Below are 23,484 nucleotides of genomic sequence, written 5' to 3' on the forward strand. Positions count from 1 at the left end.
AGAGGGACTCGAACCCTCACACCCGGGGGGCACTAACACCTGAAGCTAGCGCGTCTACCAATTCCGCCACCTTCGCACATTCGGGTTATCAGTCTGGATTGACATGCTGTCTGATAAAGCATGTTGCAGTATGGTGCGAAGAGAGGGACTCGAACCCTCACATCCGTGGGACACTAACACCTGAAGCTAGCGCGTCTACCAATTCCGCCACCTTCGCATCACTGCGGTGGGGGATTCTATAGAGTTTTGAAGGAGCGTCAACAGCCAAAGGGGACTTTTTTCGCTGTTGACGTTCAAAGCAGCATCAAGGGGACAAAACTTCAGCAATCAGCCTCAGTGGCGGGCCAGTGCGTCCTGATACATCTGCTCGTATTGAGTGACCGAATCCGGCCAGTTGAAGCGGGTGTTCATGGCATTGCGCTGCACCCTGGCAAACTGTTCGGGATCCTGCAGGTAGTAGAGCAGGCTGCGGCGCATGGCATCGAGCAAGATGTTGGCGGTCGGATCGTTGAAGCAGAAGCCGGTGGCGTGCTCCGGGTCGGCATCCCAGTCCACCACCGTATCTTTCAGGCCGCCGACGGCCCGCACCAGCGGCAGGGTGCCATAGGCCAGGCTGTACATCTGGTTGAGTCCGCACGGTTCGAACAGGGAGGGCATCAGGAAGAAGTCGGCACCCGCTTCCACCAGATGAGCGAGCCGGTCGTCATAGGTGTTGATGAAGGCGAGCCGGTCCGGGAATTGTTGCGTCAGGGTCTGCAGCTGAGCTGCGAGGGAGGGATCCCCCGAGCCGACGATCACCACCTGCACCTTGTGATGCAGAAACTTGTCCAGCACCGGCAGCAGCAGGTGAACGCCCTTCTGCTCGGTCAGCCGGCACACCATGCCATAGATGGGCAGATCCACCACCGGCAGGCCGGTCTCCTGTTGCAGGCTCTGTTTGCAGATGCACTTGCCGGCCAGGTTGTCGACGTCATAGGTGGCCGGCAGGAAGTCGTCAAACGCCGGATCCCAGTCCTGATAGTCACAGCCGTTGAGGATGCCACGCAGATCCGCCGCCCGTTGCTGGAAGATGCTGGCCATGCCGTGGGCACCCAGGTGGGTCAGCAATTCGCTGGCATAGTTGGGGCTGACCGCGTTGATCTTGTCGGCATAGAGCACACCGCACTTGAGCAGGTTGACGTGGCCGTAGTCGTAGCTGATGCGCTGTTCGTAGTCGGCAATCTCGGGCACGGCCCAGAACTGCTGGCGCTCGAATACCCCCTGAAAGGCCGCGTTGTGAATGCTGATCACGCTGCGAGTGTGCTGGAAGAAAGGGTTGTGGGCGTGACGGGTTTTCAGCAGCAGCGGCAGCAGGCCAGTGTGCCAGTCGTTGCAGTGCACTATGTCGGGGGCAAAGGCGAGCTGCTCGCTGGCATGCAGCGCGGCCGCAGCCAGAAAGGCGAAGCGCTCGCCGTTGTCCGGATAGGCCTGGTTGTTCTCGGCGTAGAGCTGGGGGCGATCGAAGTACTGCGGACAGTCGAGCAGGTAGACGCAGACTCCCTCCAGATCCATCTGATAGATGCGATAGCCGATATCCGGCAGGCCCGGGTGGGTTGGCAGCCAGCGCGAGACCAGCAGTTTGGCCTCATCCCGTCGCTTTATCGTCTTGTAGAAGGGCAGCATGATCCTGACATCATGCCCCTTCTGGGCCAGGTACAGCGGCAGGGCTCTGGCCACGTCCGCCAGGCCCCCGGTCTTCACAAGCCCCTCAACTTCCGAGGCAACGAACAGGATTTTCAGTGGGTTAATAGCCAACTCTTGCTCCCTTAGGTACCACGACGATACCGCCTTCGGACACGGTAAATCGTTCTCTGTCATGGTCCAGATTTTCACCGATCACGGTGCCGGGCGCAATTTCAACGTTCTTGTCGATGATGGCGCGGCGAATGGAGCAGCCCTCGCCGATCTTCACGTCCCCGAGCAGAACCGACTCGCTGATGTGGCTGCAAGGCCCCACGTTGCAGCGAAAACCCAGGATGGAGCGCTGGATCTGGCTGCCCTGGATGAAGCAGCCGCCGGAGATCAGCGAGTTGGCAATCTTCACCTTGCAGTCGTCGGTATCGACGAAGGTGGCGGGCGGCAGCGGCGGGTAGTGGGTATGCAGCGGCCACTTGCGGTTGTAGAGAGAGAAGGGGGCATCGTCGGCCACCAGGTCCATGTGCGCCTGCCAGTAGGAGTCCAGCGTCCCCACGTCGCGCCAGTAGACGTTGGGTTTCTCGCCCGGAATGACGTTGGTGCTGTAGTCATAGACATAGACGGGAGCGCGCGGGAACAGGCTGGGGATGATGTCCTTGCCGAAATCGTGGCTGGAGTTCTCCTCGGCGGCATCGCGCTTCAGTTCGCGATAGAGCGCCTCGGTCTCGAAGATGTAGTTGCCCATGGAGACCAGCGCCTGGGTGGGATCGCCGGGGATGTGCTTGGGCCGCTTGGGCTTCTCTTCGAAGCCGATCATCCGGCCCTCCTGATCCACCTCGATCACCCCGAAGGCGCTCGCCTCCTCGATGGGCATGCGCAGGGCGGCGACGGTCAGGGCGGCGGCCTTCTGCTTGTGGAAGGTCACCATCTGGCTCACGTCCATCTTGTAGATGTGGTCGGAGCCGAAGATGCAGACGTGCTCGGGGTCGGAGATCTCGATGAAGCGCAGGTTCTGGTAGATGGCGTCGGCGGTACCGTCATACCAGCGTTTGCCCATCCGCATCTGGGCCGGGATCGGGTCGATGAAGCGATCCGTGATGCCGACGATGTTCCAGCCCTTCTTCATGTGCAGATAGAGGGACTGGGACTTGAACTGGGTCAATACGTAGATGCGCAGGAAGTCGGCGTTGACGAAGTTGTTGAGGACGAAGTCGATCAGTCGGTAGCTGCCGCCGAAGGGAACCGAGGGCTTGCTGCGGGTGGTGGTGAGTGGCTGGAGGCGAGTACCTTCGCCGCCGGCCAGGATCATGGTGAGTATGCCTGCCATCGTATTTCTCTCCCTGAATTCATACTATGAAAAGGTTTTCAGCTTGATGCAAAAAAACACCCCTAAAGGGGTGGTTTGAGGTGTGACAATTACCTTATCAGATCCCGTATGGGGCTCTCTACCTGTTTCCGGTGACTGGTTACACTTATTTACACTTTGCTCAGATAGACCTTGAATTTGGCATCGCTGCTGATCACTTCAGTCCGTTTGAAGTGCGTCTCCAGTATAGGCTGATATCGCAGGAAGGCGTTGGCAACTATCGTCAGCGAGCCCTGGGACTGCAGATGATCCGGCGCCTTGGCCAGGAAGGTCTCGGTGGCCGCGTAGAAGGTCTTGAGGCCGGCGTGGAACGGCGGATTGGAGACGATCCGGTCAAATTTCCCCTGAATGTCGGAATAGACATCGGATGCCCGCACCTCGCCCTGCAGGCCGTTGATGGCCAGAGTGCGGCGGCTGGACTCCAGCGCCAGCGCGTTGATATCCACCATGGTGACCTTGAGCCCGGGATTGCGCTTGGCCAGCACCGAGCCAATCACCCCGGCGCCGCAACCGAAATCGAGCAGCGATCCCTGCATGGCCGGCAGGCTGGCCAGCAGCATCTGGCTGCCGAGATCCAGTTCGGATGCACTGAACACGCCGGGTAGGGCCAGCACGGTCAGTTCGGTGTCGCCGGCCTGGCATTGATAGCGACCAAACCAGCTATCCAGCTCGAACGGTTCAACCGGTTTGCTCAGCTCGCCGTGATAGAGCGAGCAGCGGCGCGCCGAGTCGCGTTTGACCGGCTTGTCGCCGTAGGGGGCCAGCAGCTTGTCGGCCCCATTGATGCCACCGCGGTTTTCACCGGCGAGGAACAGCTCGGCACCGGCTTCCAGCAGCGGGGTCATCATGGCCAGCAGATACTGGGCCTCGGCCTTGGCCTTGGGCATCAGCAGCAGCAGAGCATCGAAACGGGGGGCGCCGCCGAGCTGATGGTCGAACAGGATGGCATCCCCCAGCGCGGCCTGCTGGCTGCGGTAGTAGCAGTAGTCCGTGGTAAAGACGGTGAGGGAGTGGGCCAGGGTCGCCAGCTGGCGGGGATAGTCATCCTCCAGCGCGCCGCACACCAGCAGCCGCTTGCCGACAAAGAGGGCTTGGTTTCGTTCCAGCATCTGGCTGACGGCACTGATCGGGCTGCTCATCGGGTCTCTCCACGCAATTTTGGGCGGCCATTATACATAGCCGCTTTCGCCTTGACATTTATGCCGTGTTCCCGAAATATGCCCAGACACTATTTTTTGAGCAGAGATGACGCAATGCGGTTCAACGGGTTGAAACGAAAGCATAAAAAAAGCCTGACATTCGGGCCTGCCGACGTTCGCGCGTAACCTCTCATCCCTGAGCAGATTCAAACCCCGGTTGCGCACATCGTACCGGGGTTTTTTATTGCCACATTCATGAGTCAACGGAGAAGGAAATTCCATGTTCAAAGGTTCAATCGTCGCCCTGATCACCCCCTTTCGACAGGGCAAGCTGGATGAAGAAGCGCTGGCGCGTCTGGTGGAGTGGCATATCGAACAGGGTACCCACGGCATAGTGCCGGTGGGCACCACGGGCGAGAGCCCGACCCTGACCCATGACGAACACTGCCGGGTGGTGGAGCTGGTGGTCAAGCTGGTGGCGGGCCGCATTCCGGTGATCGCCGGGGCCGGCTCCAACAACCCGGTCGAGGCGATCGAATACACCCGTCATGCCGAGCAGGCGGGGGCTGATGCCACCCTGCACGTGGCCGGTTACTACAACCGCCCCAATCAGGAGGGGCTCTACCACCACTTCAAGGCGGTGCACGACGCCACCAGCAAGCCGATCATCGTCTACAACATCCCGCCACGCGCCATCGTCGACGTGCAACCGGCCACCCTGGCCCGCCTGGCCGAGCTGCCGCGCATTGCCGGGGTGAAAGACGCCACCGGCGATCTGGCCCGCCCCTGGACCGAACGCCAGCTGATCAAGAAGCCGTTTGCCTGGCTGTCCGGTGAAGATGCCACCGCCGTGGCCTACAACATTGGCGGCGGTCAGGGCTGCATCTCGGTGACCGCCAACGTGGCGCCCAAGCTGGTGGCCGAAGTGCAGAACCTCACGCTGGCCGGCCAGTGGCAAGCCGCGCGTGAGCTGCAAGATAAGCTGATTCCGCTCCATCAGGCGATGTTTGCCGAGCCGAGCCCCGCCGGCGCCAAGTATGCGGTCTCCCTGCTGGGCTTTTGCAGCGAGGAGTGCCGCCTGCCGGTGATGCCGCTGTCCGAGGCGACGCGCACCCGCATTCGTGACGCGATGCAGGCATTGAATCTGTTATAAAAAGTGGGCTCTGGATCGCGCTTTTGACTGGCTAGTCAATTAAAGTGCAAAGTTTGCCGATATACTCGCTTGGATACAACCAAGGATGGCAGGCATGCAGGAATGGGATCCAGAGCACTTCACCAGTTTTGAACATCTCTGTGAAGTGACGCTGGCGGCAGTCAGGGAAAAAACCGAAGCCGAACAGATCTACTTGTGGCTGCGGGCGCCCGAGTCCCAGCTATACAGCTTTCAGCTCGAACAGGGGCTGATCTGCCTGACTGCCGACGCCCTTGCTACGCTCCAGCTGCCAATCGTTTTCATCGAGCATGCCCTCGACAAGGGACAGCTGGTGGTGGAGCAGCTAGCCCACCCTCACGACATCTGGGAGACGGTTGAACCGCAGACGACACGCCTGCGCGCCTGTTTCCCGCTCAAGCGCCACAAGGGGCTGGAGGCGGTGGTCTATCTGGAGACCCGTCGTCGCCTCGATCGCCTCTCCCGTCGCCAGCAACAGAGCATTCAGCTGCTGATGCACTATCTTGCCGCCGAGCTGGAGAGCCGGTTGCTCGCCAGCCAGATCGATCTGGAGCGGGATCAACGACTGCATACCCAGGCAGACCTCATCCGCAGCCAGGCGCTGCAAGGCTCCTTCCTCAGCATGTTGCAGGCGCTACATCAGGTGGGAGTTCAGCTCTCCCGCTGCGACAGCGAGCATCAACTGCTGCGTGAGGCCGTGGTGCTGGCCCGCCAGGATCTGCAGTTCGATCGCATCGCCATCTTCCTGGTCGACGCTGAGTTCAAGACCATGCACGGTACCTGGGGTACCAACGAGGCGGGCGAGTTGATCGACGAACACCACTTCATCAGTCCCATTCCGGATCACCCCACGGTGCAGGAGGCGCTGCACCGCAAGGATTATGTGCTGGTGCTGGAGGATGCGCCGCTCTACTACGAAAAGCAGGAGGTGGGTCGCGGCTGGAACGCCATGGTGTCGCTGTGGGACGGCGCCACCCCGATCGGCTGGATTGCGGCCGACAACCTGCTGTGGCGTCGCCCGCTCAAGGCCTATCAGAGCGAGATCTTCAAGCAGTATGCGGCCATGCTCTCCCAGTTGCTGATCCGCCAGCGCACCCAGGAGGCGCTTGAGCGTTTCAATCGTGAACTGGAGCAGCGGGTCAGCGAGCGCACCATGCAGCTGGCGGAGACCAACCGGGCGCTGGAGGAGGCCAACAAGCGCCTGTCGCTGCTGTCACTGGAGGATCCGCTGACCGGCATCGCCAACCGCCGCCACTGGGATCTCACCATGCAGCGAGAGTGGGAGTGGGCGCGCCGCCATCAAAACCTGCTGGCGGTGCTGATGATCGATGTGGATGAGTTCAAGTCCTACAACGATCACTTCGGTCACGCCAAGGGGGACCAATGTCTGCAACAGGTGGCCCGTCTGCTGCAAGAGGCGGAGCGGCGGCGCACCAACCTGGTGGCCCGTTACGGTGGCGAAGAGTTCGTGATCCTGTTGTGTGGTCCGCAACCCGGCGAAGCGGAGCGATTGGCGGAACAGATTCACCAGGGGCTCAGCGAATTAAAGATCCCGCATCCGGCCTCCCGAGTTGCTGATTTCATTACGGTTAGCATAGGCTTTAGCTATCTGGTTCCCTCGCTGGATGGAACATGGCAGAGCTTGACCGAACAGGCTGATCAGGCGCTCTATCATGCCAAATCGCAGGGGAGGGCGTGTACGCTAGCCTATCGGTGAGCCCATGTTGTTACGTCGCTATCCCATCTTCAACCGCCGCCTCGCCCTCGTCGCCTATGGCATCGACTACCAGCTTGCCGACCCGTCCGAATGGACGCTGCTGGCGGCCCAGTGCCGGCTGCTGGCACAGGGGCGGCAATACCTGCTGCCCTTCACCCACGAGCAGCTCGATGAACTGCGCCCCCTGCTGTTTGATCAGGACACCATACCGCTGGTCGAGGCCTCGGCCGATCGGCTGCCCGCCTCTTTCCCCGTGCTGGAACAGTGGCGCGACTACCGGCGCCGGCTGGCGGTGCACGGTGCCCAGCGCGAGCCGCGCTGGTTCAACGCCTCCCGGCTGCTGGTGTTCTGGATGGGCGAAGAGGGGATCCGCCAGCCGACGGAGCACAAGCGGATGGCGCTCGACATCGAGACCTGGGGAGACTTCCTGCCGCTCAAGGAGGCGGGGGTCGACTTCTTCGCCGGCGGTTTTCTCGCCCGCCCGGAGCTGGTCAATCAGCGTGCCGCCCAGCCGGACATGAAGCTGGTGCAGGAGATACTGCAGCTGATCTGCCGCGAGGAGTTCTCCTTCGCCCGGGTAGCCACCCTGCTGGAGCAGGATGCCTGGTTGCCGGGGCAGTTGCTGAGCTATGTCAACGCCCCCGGTTTCGATCACGCCAGCCCCATCGTCTCGGTCACCCGGGCGCTCTCCTATCTGGGGGAGCAGGAAATCCGCAAGTTCGTGCTCATCTACGGGCTGGCCAGGGTCAGTCAGCACATGCCGGAGGCCTGCACCCGCATGGCCATCGCCCGCGGCCGCTTCTGCGAGCTGATCGCACTGAATGCGCTCGGCAAGGCGGCTGCCAGCTGGGCCTTTCTGGTAGGGTTGGTACTGGATGGCTCGCTGCTCTCCGAGCAGCTCAAGGCTCACCTGCCCAAGGACGTGAGGCGGGCGCTGGAGTCTCGCGAGGGGCCGCTGTTTCATCTGTTCCAGCTGGTGAAGAGCTATGAACAGGGGGATTGGCCCTTGCTGGCCCAGCTGGCACCTACTTATCAGCTGGAGCCCGCCAGACTGACGCCCATCTATTTTCAGGCACAAATGTGGGGGCAAGCGTTTCTCGCCACCTAGGTCGTGGCGAGCAAAGATGGCTCTGGCTAGAATGGGGGCCCTTTGTTCAGAGACAGACTCCGCACATGACCCTATCCGGATTTCAAGGCCTGGTATTTGACCTCGACGGCACCCTGGTGGACTCCATGCCGCTGCACCTCGCCGCCTGGGCGCACACGGCCCGCGAATTTGGCTTTTACTTCGATGCCGACTGGTTCTATGAGCTGGGCGGTATGCCGAGCCGCAAAATCGCCCTGCTGGTGGCCGAGCAGCAGCAGATCGCCCTGGATCCGCTCATCGTGACCCGCTGCAAGACCGAACACTACGTGGCCAACCTGCACAAGGCGACCGTTTTCCCGGCCATGCTGGAACTGGTTGAGCGCTACCATGGCCGCATCCCGATGGGGATCGGCACCGGCTCGCCCCGCATCAATGCCGAGGCCGTGCTGCGCAATACCGGGCTGGATCGCTACTTCCCCGTGGTGGTGACCGCCGATGACGTGGAGCTGCACAAACCGCATCCCGATACGTTTCTGCTGGTCGCTCGTCGGCTGGGGGTCGAGCCGGCAGGCTGTCTGGTATTCGAGGATACGGGGATCGGCGTGCAGGCCGGTCAGGCTGCGGGGATGCAGACCTGCATGGTCAGGGATGGCCGACCGGTCGACTTGCAGTATTGAAGGAAAGAGAGAGAAAACGGATGGGTCCACTCGGAGGAAGAGTGGAGCCCATTCTCATACGGGACAGACATGATACATGAGAATGGACTCGGTCACCCTTTGACGCAGCAATGGCGTCGGGGTGACCCAGGCAAGTGCATTACTGCTCGCTGCTACCGCCGCCCTGGTTGTCGTCATAACGACCGGGAGCGCCGTGGGGGCGCGGCGCCATGGAGACGCGGGGTTTGCGGGCACGCTGGATGCTGACCTGCGGCCGGCCGGAGTGCATGGCGATGGTGGAAATCTTGGCCTTGTAGACCAGCTGCTGGTTGCCGTGGGCATCGGTCAACAGCACGCTGTACTGGTCGAAACCGCTGATGGTCCCCTCCAGCTTGATGCCGCTCACCAGGAAGATGGCGACCTGACTGCGATTCTTGCGCAACCAGTTGAGGGCAGAATCTTGCCCGTTCCCGAGGGAGAAGGCTTGCTCAATCGTGGAGTAGCTTGGGGATTCAGTTGTCATAAATTATTGTCCCGCGGAAAAAAAGTGGCGTTTGATTGTGCTAAATGGTCACTTGCTTGTCAAAGTCATTCTCACACCTGACCCGGATGGTGCAACGACAGGGCTGGTCGGCGCGGGCCGCTGCTGTAATAATTGGCGGCTCTGGCCCCGTGGCGGGCCTCATGCTGGGGTTTCATCTTGCATCCGGTTTCACACCAACACCAACCCACCTATACCCATGACGCCACCGCGTGCGAAGAGTGCGACCTGCTGGTGCCGGCCACCACGCTGGCCGTGGGGGAGGCGAGCAGCTGCCCGCGTTGCGGTCACACCCTGAGCCGCCATCTGCCGGAGCAGGAGCGCAGGCCCATCGCCTACGGCTTTGCGGCCATCATCATGTTCGTGCTCTCCAACTCCTTTACCTTCATGTCCTTCTCCGCCAAGGGGGTGGGGCAGGAGATGACCTTTCTACAGTGCATCACCACCCTGGTGGATCAGGGCTATCTGTTCCTCGGGGCCGTGCTGAGCCTGACCCTGATCGGCCTGCCGCTGGTCTATATCGGTTCCATCATGCTGGTGCTGTGGCGGGTCGACAAGGATCTGCACAGCAACGCCCTGCGTTCCCTCGGCCGGCTGCTGTGCCGGATCAAGCCCTGGCTGATGGTGGATGTGTTCCTCATCGGGGTGCTTATCTCGCTGGTCAAGCTGATGGGGATGGCCGACATCAAGATGGGTCTGTCGTTCTGGGCGTTCGTCGGCTACACGGTGCTGCTGATCAAGATGATCTCGTCGCTGGACCGGATGTGGCTGTGGCAACGGCTGTTCGGGCCGAGCGAGCTGCACGGGCTGACAGTGGAGGATGACGAGGCCAGCGCCATGACCTCCGGCCTGGTGGGCTGCCACATCTGCGGCGCCCTGAGCGAGGCCGGAGCCGACAGTTGCAAACGGTGCGGCGATCATCTGCACAGCCGCAAACCGGGTGGGCTGAACCGGACCTGGGCGCTGCTCTTCACCTCGGTGATCCTCTACATCCCGGCCAACCTCTATCCCATCATGGACACCGTCTTCCTCGGGGATGACAGCCCCTCCACCATTCTCGGCGGGGTGGTGCTGCTGTGGGCCATGGGCTCCTATCCCATTGCCGCGGTGATTTTTTTCGCCAGCGTGGTGGTGCCGCTGGTCAAGATCCTGGCGCTGCTGTGGCTCTGCTACATGGTACAGCGCGGCCAGGGGGCATCGCCCCTTGGCAAGCTCAAGCTTTATCGCATGACTGAATTCGTGGGACGCTGGTCGATGATCGACGTCTTCGTGGTGGCCATTCTGGCGGGCCTGATCCGGCTCGACAACCTGATGACCATCTATCCGGGCCCTGCGGCCGTCGCTTTTGCGGGTGTGGTGCTGATCACCATGGTGGCTGCCATGAGCTTCGATTCCCGCCTGATCTGGGATTTACAACAAGGAGAACGCGAACGTGAGTGAGCGTAAGAAAAGGTGGAAACCCGGCTCTGATTTTCTGAGCTCGGCCGCCGCTATCTGGATGGTGCCGCTGCTGGCGCTGTTCATCGGGATCTGGATGCTGTTCCAGCACTGGTATTCACAAGGTCCCAGCTTCACCCTGACGGTGGCGACGGCCGAAGGCATAGTGGCGGGCAAGACGGTGATCCGCTCCCGCGAGGTGGAAGTGGGCCGCATCGAGGCGGTGGAGCTCAGCGAGGACTACAGCCATGCGGTGCTGAAGGCCCGTTTGACCAACGCCGCCGCTGGCATGCTCAAGAAGGACAGCCAGTTCTGGGTGGTCAAGCCCAGGGTCGGTCGGGAGGGGGTCTCCGGCCTCGGTACCCTGCTCTCCGGCGCCTACATCGAACTGGCACCCGGCAAGAAGGGCAAGGCGCGCGACGAGTATGCCATGCTGGACAAGCCGCCACTGGCCTCGCAGGACGCCAAGGGGCTGCGATTATCGCTGAGCAGCCGCGACACCCGGGCGCTCGGGGTCGGCTCGCCCATCAACTATCAGGGCTTCACCATCGGCCAGGTGGAAGAGGCGAAGTTCCTGCCCGAGAAGAGCGAGATGCAGTATCAGATCTTCATCAACGCCCCCTATGACGTGCTGGTGAGCAGCAACTCCCGCTTCTGGATGACCCCGGGTTTCGAGGTTTCCATGAGCAGCGAGGGGATGAAGGTGAAGATGGACTCGCTGGAGAGCCTGCTGGATGGCGGCATCACCATGGGGCTGCCGCCCGGCTGGGCGCCCGGCGAGCCGGTCAAGCAGATGGACGACTTCACCCTGTTCCAGGATCAGGCCAGCGTACTGGCCGGTAGCCTGGATCAGTTCATCGACTACGTGTTCCTGTTCGAGGACAGCGTCGGCGGCCTGCACCCGGGCGCGGCGGTGGAGTATCGCGGCATCCGGGTCGGCACCGTCATCTCGGCCCCCTATCTCATCGACGAGAAAGGGGTACAGATGTTCCAGAGCCGGCAGATCCCGGTACTGGCGCGGATCGAGGTGCAGCGCCTCTCCCACCGCTATGCCAACGCGGAGAAGGAGCAGTGGCGGGCGCTGTTCGGCCGGCAGTTCAAGGAGGGGCTGCGGGCGACGCTCAAGACCTCCAGCCTGCTGACCGGTGGCAAGGTGGTGGATCTGAACTTCTATCCGGATGCGCCCAAGTTCCAGCCCACCAAGCTGGCGGGCTATCAGGTGTTCCCGACCGTACAGGCCGGGCTGGATCAGATTGAGCGCAAGGTGAACCAGATCCTCGACAAGTTCGTCGACATGGACACCGCCAAGACGCTGAACCAGGTCAACCACACCCTGGTGACCCTGGAGCAGACCCTGAAGAACGTCAGTGCGGTGAGCGCCAATCTGGACAAGTTCACCGGTCAGAGCGCGACCCAGCAGTTGCCGGCGTCCCTCAACGACAGCCTGAAGCAGTTGCAGAGCACGCTGCAGGAGTACGATGCCAACTCCCAGACCAACCAGGATCTGCGGCAGTCGGTGCAGTCGCTCAACCAGTTGATGCGCGAGTTGCAGCCGCTGGTGCATTCGCTCAACGAGCAGCCGAGCTCGTTGATTTTCGATCGGGCTCGCCCCCGTGATCCCGAGCCCAAGCGAGGTCAATGATGAAGAAACAGATGATGGCGCTGGCCTTGCTGGGCCTGCTGGCGGGTTGCAGTTCTGCGCCGACGCAGCTGCACTACTACTCCCTCGACGCCGAGGCGCAGCAAGCGGCCGCGGTGGTGGCTCAGCCGCAGCACCAGCTGGTGCTCAAGCCGGTGTCCCTGTCCGGCCAGCTGGATCGGATGAGCCTGGTCTATCAGCTGGAGGGCAAGGAGCTGCACTTCGCCGAGTACCATCGCTGGGCGGGGTCGCTGGATGCCCAGCTCGATCAGCTGACTCTGAACGGCCTCTCCAGCCGCTTGCCGGGCTGGGTGGTGCGGCAGGACGGTGCCCGCAAGGGGCCGGTGCTGACTATTTCGGTGGAGCGCTTCCAGGGGCGCCACGACGGACGCGCCGTGCTGAGCGGCCGCTGGCGCCTGCTGACCGAAGAGGGCACTGTACTGCGTGACGTCCCCTTCCAGCAGGTGCGGGTGTTGCCGGCCGATGGTTACGGCACTCTGGTGAGCGAGCTGGGAGCTGGCTGGCAGCAACTGCTCGACCAGATTGCGGCAGAGGTGCGCAAGGGCGCCTGACGCTGTGCTTATGCACGACCCAAAATGAAACGGGAGGCCTTGGCCTCCCGTTTTTTCATTCGTGGCCGTCAGCCACGCTTGAGGATCACTGCTGAACTTCCGAGATCCCTTCGACCTTGACCTCAACCCGGCGATCCGGGGCCAGGCAGACGATCAGCTCTTTCTTGGACTTGCTGGTGCAGCTGTCGCCGGTGACCGGATTGCCCTTGCCGCGACCTTCCACGTTGACCTTGCCTGCCGGCAGGCCCTTGCCGACCAGATAGTCGGCGACGGTCCGGGCGCGCTGCTCGGAGAGCTTCTGGTTGTAGGCATCGGAGCCGATGCGGTCGGTATAGCCGATCACGGTGGCGACGCCATCCTTGGGTCTGGCCTGCTCAATCTGGCTGTAGAGGTTATCCAGCGCCTGGCCGGCGGCCGGTTTGAGGGTGGCCTTGTTGAAGTCGAACAGCACGTCCGAGCTCAGGGTGAACTGTTTGTCGACCACCACCGGCTCGGGCGCCGGGGCCGGCACCGGTGCGGCCACCACGGGGGCTACCTGACCGAAGCGATAGACCACGCCGACCGCCAGCAGACCGTTGTCGAGTTCGGCCCCGGTCTTGTCGAGTGCCTTGTCGCCGAGCGGGGTGGTGTATTGGTATTCGAGACGGGCGGCCCAGTCGCGGTTGAAGGCGTATTCGGCGCCCAGGGCACCGACGAAGGCGGCGCCGTTGTCATTGTCCAGCTGCTTGCTGTCGGTCCAGGCGTAGGCGCCACCCAGGCGGGTATAGAGATCCAGGCTCTCGCTGACCGGCAGGCCGATCTTCATGGTGAGCTGGGCCAGCTGGGCCTTGATCTCGTCCCGGCTGATGTCGGTGGGGACCAGCTTGTCGGTCGCCGTGTACTTGTATTTGCCGAGCCAGTCATAACCGAGCTCGACACCGAGGTTCTGGTTGATTTGATAGCCGAGGAAGGCGCCGGCGCCGACGTCATTCTTGTCTTCTTCGCTGATGGCGTAGTTGTCCTTGATGTCCTGGTTGTGATCGACGCCATAGAAGTTGGACCAACCCAGCTTGGCACCGCCATACCAGGTATTGTCTTGTCCGGCTGCCTGGGCGTTGGCCGTAAGCAAGCCTGAAACCAGCAAGGTAATCAGTGTTTTATTCATGTTGAGCCTCTGCAATTTCATATTGTCGGGGGGAGGTTGACAGGGTCGCCTCTCCTTATGGGTCGGGGCTTATAGCATAGCCACAACAGATTAAGGGTAGTCGCTTTAAGCAGGTTCTCAACCAACTGATATAAAACATAATGTGATTACCATTGCCGCAATTTGCCGCGGGGATTTGCGCTCTGGCGAGGGAGCGCAATAGTTAACCGAGGCGGATTTGCTGCGAGGTGGGCATGAACATCAGATGGATATGGCTGTGCTGGGCATTGTGGCTGGCGCCGGGCTGGGCGGCCGAGACCCTGCAGGTGGTGACCGAGGACTATGCGCCCTACAACTATCTGGAGGAGGCTGACGTCAAAGGGCTGGGCACCGAGGTGGTGGAGGCCATGCTGGAGCAGGCCGGCTTCGAATATACGCTGGACATCTACCCCTGGGCGCGGGCCATCTCGCTGGCGCGCAACCGCCCCAACGTGCTCATCTACAGTATCAGCCGCTTCCCCGAGCGCGAGGCGCAGTTCCAGTGGATCGGGGCGATAGCGCAGATCAATTTTCACGTCTTCGCCCTGGCCAAGCGGGACGACATCAAGCCGTTCAGCCAGCTGTCGCAGGCACGGGCCTGGTCCATCGGTACGGTGCGCAACGACGCGCTGGAGCAGTACCTGATCAGTCGCAAGTTCTCCAACCTGCAACGCAACAACAACCACGAGGCCAACATGCTCAAACTGCTGATGGGGCGCATCGATCTCTGGCCGGTCTCGCAGGAGACGGCCAACTACTATGCTCGCCAGGCGGGCTATGGGCCGGAGGCCCTCAAGATAGTGCACGACATCGAGGATTTTACCGGGGGCGATCTGTACGTGGCGGCGAGTCTGAAGACGCCGCCCGAGGTGATCAAGCGACTGCAGGAGGCGCTGGCCACCATCAAGCAGAACGGCATCTACGACGGCATCGTCAAGCGCTACCGCTGAGCGGTGGGCCCGCCGGGGCTGCACAACAAAAAGGGCCGACTGTCGTCGGCCCTTTTTCATCAGTGGGCGAGGAACTCGTATTGAGCCTCGATGAAGGCTCCGGCCCGCTCGCTCAGGGCGGCGTGTACGACGGTGGTGGGGTGCACCTGATCCCAGAACATCTTGCCTTCGCAGTCGAGGGCGCTGGCACTGCGCCGTACCATGGGGCTGGCAACGGCCTGGGCCAGCAGCGGGTTGCCGGCGATGGCGAGCCGCTCCTGCGGGTTGAAGGCGGAGAGGCTGCTGTCGCTGGCGACGCTGGCTGCACTGCGGGAGGCAAACGGCTTCCACACATAGCCGCCGCCGTAGCAGGCGTTCTCGGTGTCGCTCAGACCGAAGTTCTGCGGCTCGCGCAGCATCTCGGCGAACTGCTTGTCGATCTCGAACAGCTTGACGATGCCGGTGGGGGCCAGCTGGCGTGCCAGGTTCAGCAGCAGCTGGTTGTGGTAGGCGGAGACATGGCTGGCCGCCTCGACCACTTTCTGGCTGCGGGCCGAGGGGTTCTGGCCCAGATCCGGCAGGTTGAACAACAGAATCTGCTTGGCGCCGTTCAATACCATGCGGTTGGCCGCATCGCTGATGGCGTCGCGCACCCGCTTGGCATCCTGCTCGGTGTTCCAGCCATAGGCCAGGTAATCGTTGGCACCGACCCAGAGGATCACCAGATCATCGGGCTTGAAGCTGTCCTTTTGCAGGAACTGGGTCACCTCGTAATCCAGGTTGTTGATGACCTGATACTTGGGATTCCAGGAGATCTTGTTGTAGGCCACCGCGGTGGCGCCCCCTTCCGCCTCGTTGGCGATGGTCAGCCCCGGGAACTGCTGGGTCAGCTGTTCCAGCCAGACCGGCCCGTTGGAGAAGCGGCCCTGATAGTAGGGGGGGCTGGAGGGGAGGTAACCGCGCATCTTGCTGTACATCTTGCCGGTATCGGAGAGGCTGTCGCCAAACATCACGATCCGGGAGAAGGCGGGGCGACTGTCGGCTGCCTGAACTGTCAGCGCGAAGAGTCCCAATAAACACACAAACCATTTCTTCATCTTGTTGTTCTCATTGGTTGGAAGCAGGTGGTGCCTGCAGACTGTTCCTCGATAGGCAAAGGTGCTGGGAAGCTGTTTTGCCATCTTGCAGGGTATCTAGCCGAATTTAATTTCGCAGTATGCGATATGGATTAAATCGATTACGGTCACACCGCTGTCCCCCAGATGGGGAGGCTTCACGTTTGTTTCACGCACCGGCCGGCACACTGCTCCCGTACCCAATGACAGGAGCATGAAATGAACAAGGCAAGCGTAATCGGTCTGTTGACCCTGATGTCCATCTCTTCTTTCGCCATGGCGGCCTATACCGGCCCGCAGGAGCAGAACAAGGTGTCCGTCGCGCAGTTGAAGGATCTGGCCGATGACAGCTGGGCCACCCTGGAAGGGAAGCTGGTCAAGCACCTGGGCGGCGAGAACTACATGTTCCGCGACGCCAGTGGCGAGGTGGAAGTGGAAGTGGATCAGGATGTGTGGCGTGGCACCGAGGTGGGCCCGGACGATCTGATCCGCATCCGTGGCGAGGTGGACCACAGCTGGAACAAGACCGAAGTAGAGGTGGAGAGCCTGGAGAAGGTGGGCGCCGCCCCGCAGAGCAAGGGCGGTTTCATCGCCAAGTAAGGCCTGAACCCCTACGCCAGACGTAACAAGGGCGCCTCCATGGAGGCGCCCTTTTGCTGTTGATCTGCTTAGCCGGTGCGGGCCAGCGTGCGCTTGAAGCCCTTCTCGGCCTGATTGACCTTGTAGAGATAGCGCCTGGCTTCCGCCTTGGGGTGCTGTTCGGTCAGGATCTGGTATACCGCCTCGGGCGAGAGCTGGTTGATCATGCCGGGCGCCGCCTTGCGGTCGCTGGAGAAGGTGTTGAGCACCCCGCCGGCGCCGCCGTTGTAGGCGGAGATGACGGCGTAGCGGCGCGAGCGCGGATCCTGGATATCCACCAGATAGACGGTCTGCAGCAGGTGCAGGTAGGCGGTCCCGACGTCGATGTTGTAGGCCGGGTTGAACAGGTCCTCCCGGGTCGGCTGGCCGCTCTTGCCCTTGACCCGCACGTAGACGTCCCGCCCGGCGGTGGCCGGGATCACCTGCATCAGGCCGTAGGCGTTGGCATGGCTGACCGCATAGGGGTTGAAGCTGCTCTCGGTCTTGATCACCGCGTAGATCAGGCTCTCGGCCACCCCGTACTTGCGGGAGGCTTCCCGGATCAGGCTGGCGTACTTGTAGCCCCGTCTATCCTCGTGGTTGGCCACCATGGGGATGTCAACGAAGAAGATGGTGCGAATGCCCAGGGTGCGCTTCTTCATCGCCGTGTTGAGCAGGTAGTCGGCATAGCGCTCGGCGCGCCAGTCGAAGCGGATCGGCTGGCCCTGGTTGTCCAGCACCTGGCCGTAAAGGAAGGGCTCGCCGCCGGGCAGGATCTCGGCGTCGGAGTAAAGATCCACTTCCGCCGGATCGTCCGGGGTGAGCAGGGTCTCGATGATGGCGCGGCGCAGGTGGGACCGCGGGTCGATGCCGGAGACGGTCTCGACCATGATGTGGCCGCTGGAGAAGTCGATGTGGGCCCGGCTCTTGTACTGATCCGTGTATTTGACGTAGTCAAACTTGCCCGCAAACAGCGCCTCACGCCCCCATATCTCGTTCACATTGTGGGAGAGCGCGCTGATCATGTGTTCGAAACCGCGGATGTCCTTGCCGTTGACGAGATCGTCATCCTCGTTGCCATTGGGCTTGGGGGAGGATGAGCAGGCAGAGAGAAACAGCAGGGTGCACAGCAGCCAGAAAATTCGGCCCATAGAGTCCTCAAACTGGGCGGCGGGCCGCCCGTCACTTCCGTCGTTGCCGTGAGTCGGCGGGGCCGGCCTGCGCAGGCCGGCCCCGTTCACGGATTATTTGCTGGGCGGGGTATAACCGTCGATGGCCACTTCACCCGCTTCGAACAGGTAGTTCACCATCTCTTTCTCCAGCAGCTGGCGATGCTCGAGGTTCATCATGTTCAACTTCTTCTCGTTGATCAGCATCACCTGCTTCTTCTGCCACTCGGTCCAGGCTTCCTTGCTGATGTTGTCAAAAATGCGCTTGCCGAGTTCACCGGGGTAGAGCTGGAAATCGAGACCCGGGCCCTCTTTTTTCAGGCGCTGGCAAAATACGGTACGGCTCATGTTGACCTCTATGGTTGTAAGTCCGGATAGGCGAGCAGACGGGCCGTGGCGGCCGCCAGACCCACCTCTGCAGGATGGCGTAAGTTATACCAGAGTCGGTTATCCGCTTCCATGAGCAGGGGGGCCGGCGGCGCGTCGGTTTCGACCAGCATGGGCCGGATATCGAGGTGAAAGTGGCTGAAAGTATGGCGAAAACCGGCCAGTTCACGGGGTTCTCTGCCGGTCAGGCCGAGCCGCTGCAACAGTCCTGCCACTTCGGCGTCCGACTCCACCTGGGGGAAGCAGTAGAGCCCGCCCCAGATCCCTTGCGGCGGCCGCTTCTCCAGCAGCAGCTGATCGCCGTGGCGGATGAGCAGCATGATGCCGGTACGGGCCGGGATGCTCTTCTTGGGCTTGCTGTGGGGGTAGGCGGTGGGGTTGCCCTGCGACAGCCCCTGGCAATCCTCCCGCACCGGGCAGCGCTCGCAAGCGGGCTTGCTGCGGGTGCAGACGGTGGCCCCCATGTCCATCATGGCCTGGTTGTAGTGGGCCACCCCGAGCTTGGGGGTGAGGCGGGTGGCCAGCTCCCACAGATCGTTCTCCACCTGCTTCTGGCCGGGCCAGCCGGGCAGGGCCAGCCAGCGGGTGAGTACCCGCTTCACGTTGCCATCGAGAATGGCGTGGGGCTGGCCAAGGGAGAGGGAGAGCACGGCACCCGCGGTGGAGCGGCCGATCCCCGGCAGCGCCATCACCTCCTCCAGCCGCTCCGGGAAGAGTCCACCATGGAGGTCGCGGATCTGCTGGGCCGCCTTGTGCAGGTTGCGGGCGCGAGCGTAATAGCCGAGCCCGGTCCAGTGGTGCAGCACCTCGTCGACGGGGGCGTCGGCCAGTGCCAGCACGTCGGGAAAGCGGGCCATGAAGCGCTGATAGTAGGGAATGACCGTAGCGACCTGGGTCTGCTGCAGCATGATTTCCGAGACCCAGACCCGGTAGGGGGTCTTCTCCTGTTGCCAGGGCAGGGTCTTGCGGCCGTGGAGCTGATACCAGTCCAGGATCCTGGTGGCGAAGGTCGCGTTATCTGAGTTGTTCACATTATGCTCATATTATTGATTTAAAACTAAATTGACTAACGTGTAGCGGTCTTGGCGCTGATACCAGTGCAGCGCCCGGTTGGCGAAGGTGGTGTTGTTCGGATTGCTCACGTTGTTCTCATGTTATTGATTAAAAAGGGGAGCTCTCAGGCTCCCTCTTGAAATGGTGGCCAGCCTCGGGCTGGCAGGGGCGCGCTTCAGCCGCGCCAGTCCTGCAGCGCCTTGAGGCTGACGTTCTGGCCGCCCACCTGCAGGATGATGTAATCCTGGGCGATGGCGAGCAGGGTGACGCCGGGGGCGACCTCGCTGCCTTCCCGGTAGGTGCGCCCGTTCAGGGTCACGGCCCGGTTGGCCGGGTTGGAGGAGAAGACGTGGGCACCGTAGGCCAGCGGCGGCACCTGCTGGCGGAGCGCCTGCGGCAGGGCGCTGAGCGGCGTGGCCTGCAATTCTTCCGGCACCTGTGGTGGCGCGCTCTGCTGCAACGGGGTGTTGTTGAGGGCATTGAGAATGCGCTCGGCCAGCCCCTGGCTGCTGTCGGCGGGCGCCGGTGCGGGTTGGGCATCGGTTTTGGGGATGACCACGGGTTCGGGCGGCGGCGGTGGCAGCGGACGGGTGATCATCGGCCTGGGCTCGACCCGCACGAAGGGCGGCGTCACCACCTCTTTCACCTCCACCGTCTTCTCGATGGGGCGGTTGTTGAGCAGGTGCCAGCCGTAGTTGGCGGCGGCCCCCATCACCAGCGCCAGCGGGGCCAGCAGCCACCAGATCCAGCGCCTGGGTTGTTCCTCTTCCTGGCTGACCGGCAGCCCCATCGCCGGGATGTGCGGGGTGAACTGGGGCTGGTCGGCCCGCCGCAGCGCCTTGAGCAGGGTGGACATCAGGAAGCCTCCTCCGACAGTGTGTTGATGGCATCGTCATCCTCTGCCGGATCCAGCTTGGCCGGCTTGCTGGCCCGCTGGGCTGGGTCTTCCAGCTTCGGCATGGGTTCGCCAGCCATCACGTTGAGGCGCAGCAGGGTGTTGCTGCCGGCGATGCCGTCCGGGTTCAGCCCCTGAGCGCGCTGGAACTGCTGCAGCTTGGTCTTGAGCTCGGCATCGAAGCGGCGGACCTTGCGATCCGGCTGCTGCAGGGCCCGGCTGAGGGCGTTGTCGAGCCACTGCACCTGGCTGGGGCCGGCGTTGTTGCCGATCAGGGTGACACCCCCCTTGGGCATGCGCCACAGCAGGGTGTAGCTGCCGCCCCAGTAATCGCTCAGCCACTGTCTGTCCACCTGCCAGCTCTGGTTGCCGATGAGCAGGTTGGCCTTGTCGGGCCCGAGATTGACCAGGGTGGCGTAATAGGTGCCGCCGGTCTCGTCGGTCAGGCTTACGAGGGCGGGATACTGCAGGGCCTGCAGATCGGCCAGGGAGGCCTCGCCCTCCTGGCAGCGCAGGCCGGCACGCGGCGCGTTGTCGCAGGTCGCCTCTTCCAGCTCGGTCTGGTAGCCCCACACCTTGTAGAGATTCTGCATGGCGCTGTCCGGTTCCAGCGCCTGATTGATGGCGCGGGTCAGCTGCTCCTGCTGCTCCGGGGTGTCGTCCACCTTGACCGGCACCTCCACCGTGACTACCGGGCGGGTCGGGAAGAAACCGAAGAACTGCCAGCCCCACCAGCCGGTGGCCACCAGCAAGGCACCGACCAGCGCCACCATCAAGCCGGACTGCCAGGTGCCCTCGTCACGGATGCCGCTCACCTCGAAGGCCGCCAGGCTGATGTCGCCGTGCACTATCTTGTGGCTGCCGCGGGCGAAGGCGGCGATCAGGGCGCGGTCGCAGATGAGGTTGATGAGGCGCGGGATACCGCCGGAGAGGCGGTGCAGGGTCTGGATCGCTTTGGGGGTGAAGATGGGTTGCACGCAGCCGGCCACCTGCAGACGAAAGCGGACGTAGGCGTCCACGTCCTGGCAGGAGAGTGGCAGCAGGTGGTAGCGGGCGGTGATGCGCTGGGCCAGCTGGCGCAGCAGGGGCTGGCGCAGCATCTGCTGCAGCTCGGGCTGGCCGATAAGCACCACCTGCAGCAGCTTCTTCTCGTCGGTCTCCAGGTTGGTGAGCAGGCGCAACTGTTCCAGCACGCCGGGCAGCAGGTGCTGGGCTTCGTCCACCAGCACCACGCTGCGCTTGCCAGCTGCCAGATTGGCCAGCAGGTGATCGCGAATGAGGTCGAACAGCTGCTTGAGGCCGGCATCCTGGCCATAGGCCAGCTGGAATTCGTCGCAGATGGCCGCCAGCAGATCTCGTTCGGTCAGGGATGGATTGAGGATGTAGGCGATCTCGGTCTCGGCCGGCAACTGCTGCAACAGGCAGCGGGAGACGGTGGTCTTGCCGGTGCCCACTTCCCCGGTCAGCAGCACGAAGCCGCCCCCATCCTGCAACCCGTAGTTGAGGTGGGCGAGGGCTTCCCCGTGGCGTTCACTCATGTAGAGGTATTTGGGATTGGGCGAGATGGAGAACGGGTGCTCCGACAGACCGAAGAACTGTGTGTACATAAGGATCCATTCCGTTGTTATGGGCGGCAGGTTAAAGCCTCCCCAAAGGGATGTCAAAGACCCGGATGCCATAAGGGGGGCCAGCGCGCACCCTGATTTGTCGGCGGGAGAAAGGGTGCTGCCGGGTTGGCTGGCGAGGCGGGTGGCGAGGGGCGTTTTGCCTCTCATGGGGCCGTCATCGGCTCGTTCCCGCCAATGGGGGATGGGGGCAGCCATAGTCTCCACCGGCCAAACCGGTATAATCGGGACAGGTTTATCAAGGGAGACACAGCTTGCAGACTTATCTGGTTGGGGGCGCGGTGCGGGATCGCCTGCTGGGATTGCCGCAGGGCGACAGGGATCACCTGGTGGTCGGGGCGACCGTGGAACAGATGCTGGCACTGGGCTTTACCCAGGTGGGCCGCGATTTTCCCGTGTTCCTGCACCCCAAGACCCAGCAGGAGTATGCGCTGGCCCGCACCGAGCGCAAGCAGGGGCGCGGTTATACCGGCTTCGTCTGCCACGCCTCGCCGGAGGTGACGCTGGAGCAGGATCTGCTGCGCCGTGATCTCACCGTCAACGCCATCGCCGAGGATGAGGCGGGGCAACTGCACGATCCCTATGGCGGCATCGAGGATCTGAAGCAACGGCTGCTGCGCCACGTCTCCCCCGCCTTTGCCGAAGATCCGCTGCGCATTTTGCGGGTGGCCCGCTTCGCCGCCCGTTTCCACGCCCAGGGTTTCGTGGTGGCCCCCGAGACGCTGGCGCTGATGCGCGAGATGACCGAGGCCGGCGAGCTGGCCCACCTGACCCCGGAGCGGGTCTGGAAGGAGCTGGAGAAGGTGCTGCTGGGACCGACCCCGCAGGTGTTCTTCGAGGTGCTGCGCGAGTGCGGCGCCCTGGCGGCCCTGTTCCCCGAGCTGGATGCCCTGTTCGGGGTGCCTGCCCCCGCCAAGTGGCACCCGGAGATCGATACCGGCATCCACACCATGATGGTGCTGGCACATGCCTGTCGGCTTTCGCCCGAACTGGCGGTGCGCTTCGCGGCGCTGTGCCACGACTTTGGTAAGGGGCTGACCCCGCCGGAGTTCTGGCCGAGCCACCACGGCCACGGCCAGAAGGGCTTGCCGCTGATCCGCGATTTCTGCGAGCGGTTCCGGGTACCGAACGAGTGCCGCGATCTGGCGCTGCTGGTGAGCGACCTGCACACCCATATCCATATCGCCTTCGAGCTCAAGCCGGCGACCCTGCTCAAGGTGTTCGACAAAGCCGATGCCTGGCGCAGGCCGGAGCGCTTCGCCCAGCTGCTGGACGCCTGCCGTGCCGACTTCCACGGCCGCACCGGCTTCGAGGAGCGGGTCTATGCCGAGCCCGATTATGTGGCGCAGGCGCTGGCGGCGGCCCAGGCCGTGCCGGTGAAGGAGATAGTGGCGGCCGGGTTCAAGGGGGAGGCTATTCGCGAACAGCTGGCCAAGCGGCGGCTCGATGCCATCAGCCGGGTGCGCGACGAGTGGACTTTCCTCGAGGATTGACGAGGTATAGAGACGAGACATGGACAAAAAAGCCCGGGT

At 62.7% G+C, this 23,484-nt stretch carries 21 protein-coding genes and 1 tRNA gene; 10 read left to right on the forward strand and 12 right to left on the reverse strand.

What is annotated here, in order from left to right; all coding sequences use genetic code 11:
* Positions 1-131: 131 nt before the first annotated feature.
* The 4 genes from PG881_RS01785 to rsmC all read right to left on the reverse strand — a co-directional run bounded on the left by PG881_RS01785 (position 132) and on the right by rsmC (position 4,179).
* Positions 132-217: transfer RNA gene (locus PG881_RS01785), tRNA-Leu, on the reverse strand.
* Between the two features lie 116 nt (positions 218-333).
* A complete protein-coding gene (gene glgA, locus PG881_RS01790; protein WP_124251894.1) occupies positions 334-1,794 on the reverse strand; it encodes a glycogen synthase GlgA in 1,461 nt (486 codons plus the stop codon).
* A complete protein-coding gene (gene glgC, locus PG881_RS01795; protein WP_011707513.1) occupies positions 1,784-3,001 on the reverse strand; it encodes a glucose-1-phosphate adenylyltransferase in 1,218 nt (405 codons plus the stop codon). Before glgC ends, glgA begins: the two co-directional genes overlap by 11 nt.
* 149 nt (positions 3,002-3,150) lie before the next feature.
* Positions 3,151-4,179: a 16S rRNA (guanine(1207)-N(2))-methyltransferase RsmC gene (gene rsmC, locus PG881_RS01800; protein ID WP_270797864.1), complete on the reverse strand. Its 1,029-nt coding sequence runs from the start codon at positions 4,177-4,179 to the stop codon at positions 3,151-3,153.
* Between the two features lie 280 nt (positions 4,180-4,459).
* On the opposite strand from rsmC, the gene dapA reads away from it, so the two are divergent.
* The 4 genes from dapA (at position 4,460) to PG881_RS01820 (ending at position 8,831) form a co-directional block, all read left to right on the forward strand.
* The gene (gene dapA, locus PG881_RS01805; protein ID WP_011707511.1) at positions 4,460-5,332 is read left to right on the forward strand and encodes a 4-hydroxy-tetrahydrodipicolinate synthase; all 873 of its coding nucleotides are present in this window, start codon (positions 4,460-4,462) and stop codon (positions 5,330-5,332) included.
* A gap of 94 nt (positions 5,333-5,426) precedes the next feature.
* Entirely contained in the window at positions 5,427-7,067 is a 1,641-nt protein-coding gene (locus PG881_RS01810; protein ID WP_270797865.1) for a GGDEF domain-containing protein, read from the forward strand.
* Positions 7,068-7,071: 4 nt separating this feature from the next.
* Positions 7,072-8,175 (forward strand): EAL and HDOD domain-containing protein, encoded by a 1,104-nt coding sequence (locus PG881_RS01815; RefSeq protein ID WP_011707509.1) that lies wholly within the window; start codon positions 7,072-7,074, stop codon positions 8,173-8,175.
* Positions 8,176-8,240: 65 nt separating this feature from the next.
* Positions 8,241-8,831 carry an HAD family hydrolase gene (locus PG881_RS01820; RefSeq protein WP_270797866.1) on the forward strand — a complete coding sequence of 197 codons (591 nt, stop codon included), beginning with the start codon at positions 8,241-8,243 and terminating at the stop codon, positions 8,829-8,831.
* 139 nt (positions 8,832-8,970) lie between these two features.
* Here PG881_RS01820 and hfq read toward each other — a convergent pair whose 3' ends face one another.
* Positions 8,971-9,333 carry an RNA chaperone Hfq gene (hfq, locus tag PG881_RS01825; RefSeq protein ID WP_011707507.1) on the reverse strand — a complete coding sequence of 121 codons (363 nt, stop codon included), beginning with the start codon at positions 9,331-9,333 and terminating at the stop codon, positions 8,971-8,973.
* A 177-nt stretch (positions 9,334-9,510) separates the two neighbouring features.
* Between hfq and PG881_RS01830 the strand changes: the two genes are divergently transcribed.
* The 3 genes from PG881_RS01830 to PG881_RS01840 are packed head-to-tail and all read left to right on the forward strand — an operon-like array spanning position 9,511 to position 12,999.
* Positions 9,511-10,791: a paraquat-inducible protein A gene (locus PG881_RS01830; RefSeq protein WP_011707506.1), complete on the forward strand. Its 1,281-nt coding sequence runs from the start codon at positions 9,511-9,513 to the stop codon at positions 10,789-10,791.
* Positions 10,784-12,430, forward strand: a complete 1,647-nt coding sequence (gene pqiB / locus PG881_RS01835) for an intermembrane transport protein PqiB (protein ID WP_017409490.1) — start codon at positions 10,784-10,786, stop codon at positions 12,428-12,430. The genes PG881_RS01830 and pqiB overlap by 8 nt, the downstream gene beginning before the upstream one ends.
* Positions 12,430-12,999: a PqiC family protein gene (locus tag PG881_RS01840; RefSeq protein WP_016352114.1), complete on the forward strand. Its 570-nt coding sequence runs from the start codon at positions 12,430-12,432 to the stop codon at positions 12,997-12,999. The genes pqiB and PG881_RS01840 overlap by 1 nt, the downstream gene beginning before the upstream one ends.
* A gap of 85 nt (positions 13,000-13,084) precedes the next feature.
* On the opposite strand, the gene ompA is transcribed toward PG881_RS01840, so the two are convergent.
* Complete coding sequence (ompA, locus tag PG881_RS01845) at positions 13,085-14,143, reverse strand: porin OmpA (RefSeq protein ID WP_270797867.1); 1,059 nt, start codon at positions 14,141-14,143, stop codon at positions 13,085-13,087.
* 233 nt (positions 14,144-14,376) lie between these two features.
* Here ompA and PG881_RS01850 point away from each other — a divergent pair, with 233 nt between their 5' ends.
* Positions 14,377-15,111: a substrate-binding periplasmic protein gene (locus PG881_RS01850; RefSeq protein WP_270797868.1), complete on the forward strand. Its 735-nt coding sequence runs from the start codon at positions 14,377-14,379 to the stop codon at positions 15,109-15,111.
* Positions 15,112-15,170: 59 nt separating this feature from the next.
* Here the strand turns inward: PG881_RS01850 and PG881_RS01855 are convergent, their stop codons facing one another.
* Complete coding sequence (locus tag PG881_RS01855) at positions 15,171-16,187, reverse strand: SGNH/GDSL hydrolase family protein (RefSeq protein ID WP_270797869.1); 1,017 nt, start codon at positions 16,185-16,187, stop codon at positions 15,171-15,173.
* A gap of 237 nt (positions 16,188-16,424) precedes the next feature.
* Between PG881_RS01855 and PG881_RS01860 the strand changes: the two genes are divergently transcribed.
* Positions 16,425-16,805 carry a YgiW/YdeI family stress tolerance OB fold protein gene (locus PG881_RS01860; RefSeq protein ID WP_011707500.1) on the forward strand — a complete coding sequence of 127 codons (381 nt, stop codon included), beginning with the start codon at positions 16,425-16,427 and terminating at the stop codon, positions 16,803-16,805.
* 68 nt (positions 16,806-16,873) lie between these two features.
* On the opposite strand, the gene mltC is transcribed toward PG881_RS01860, so the two are convergent.
* The 5 genes from mltC to exeA form a co-directional block, all read right to left on the reverse strand.
* Positions 16,874-17,974: a membrane-bound lytic murein transglycosylase MltC gene (gene mltC, locus PG881_RS01865; protein ID WP_005305423.1), complete on the reverse strand. Its 1,101-nt coding sequence runs from the start codon at positions 17,972-17,974 to the stop codon at positions 16,874-16,876.
* Between the two features lie 93 nt (positions 17,975-18,067).
* The gene (locus tag PG881_RS01870; protein ID WP_005305420.1) at positions 18,068-18,340 is read right to left on the reverse strand and encodes an oxidative damage protection protein; all 273 of its coding nucleotides are present in this window, start codon (positions 18,338-18,340) and stop codon (positions 18,068-18,070) included.
* A gap of 8 nt (positions 18,341-18,348) precedes the next feature.
* Complete coding sequence (mutY, locus tag PG881_RS01875; RefSeq protein ID WP_270797870.1) at positions 18,349-19,410, reverse strand: A/G-specific adenine glycosylase; 1,062 nt, start codon at positions 19,408-19,410, stop codon at positions 18,349-18,351.
* A gap of 197 nt (positions 19,411-19,607) precedes the next feature.
* On the reverse strand, positions 19,608-20,288 hold the full coding sequence (exeB, locus tag PG881_RS01880) for a GspB family T2SS assembly factor variant ExeB (protein ID WP_270797871.1): 681 nt from the start codon (positions 20,286-20,288) through the stop codon (positions 19,608-19,610).
* Positions 20,288-21,934, reverse strand: coding sequence for a type II secretion system protein ExeA (exeA, locus tag PG881_RS01885; protein WP_194759237.1), 1,647 nt, complete (start codon positions 21,932-21,934; stop codon positions 20,288-20,290). Before exeA ends, exeB begins: the two co-directional genes overlap by 1 nt.
* Positions 21,935-22,206: 272 nt before the next feature.
* Here exeA and PG881_RS01890 point away from each other — a divergent pair, with 272 nt between their 5' ends.
* Complete coding sequence (locus PG881_RS01890; RefSeq protein ID WP_270797872.1) at positions 22,207-23,445, forward strand: multifunctional CCA addition/repair protein; 1,239 nt, start codon at positions 22,207-22,209, stop codon at positions 23,443-23,445.
* The last annotated feature ends 39 nt before the right edge of the window (positions 23,446-23,484 follow it).

The sequence above is a fragment of the Aeromonas sp. QDB54 genome, assembly GCF_027707385.1.
Classification (GTDB): Bacteria; Pseudomonadota; Gammaproteobacteria; order Enterobacterales; family Aeromonadaceae; genus Aeromonas; species Aeromonas hydrophila.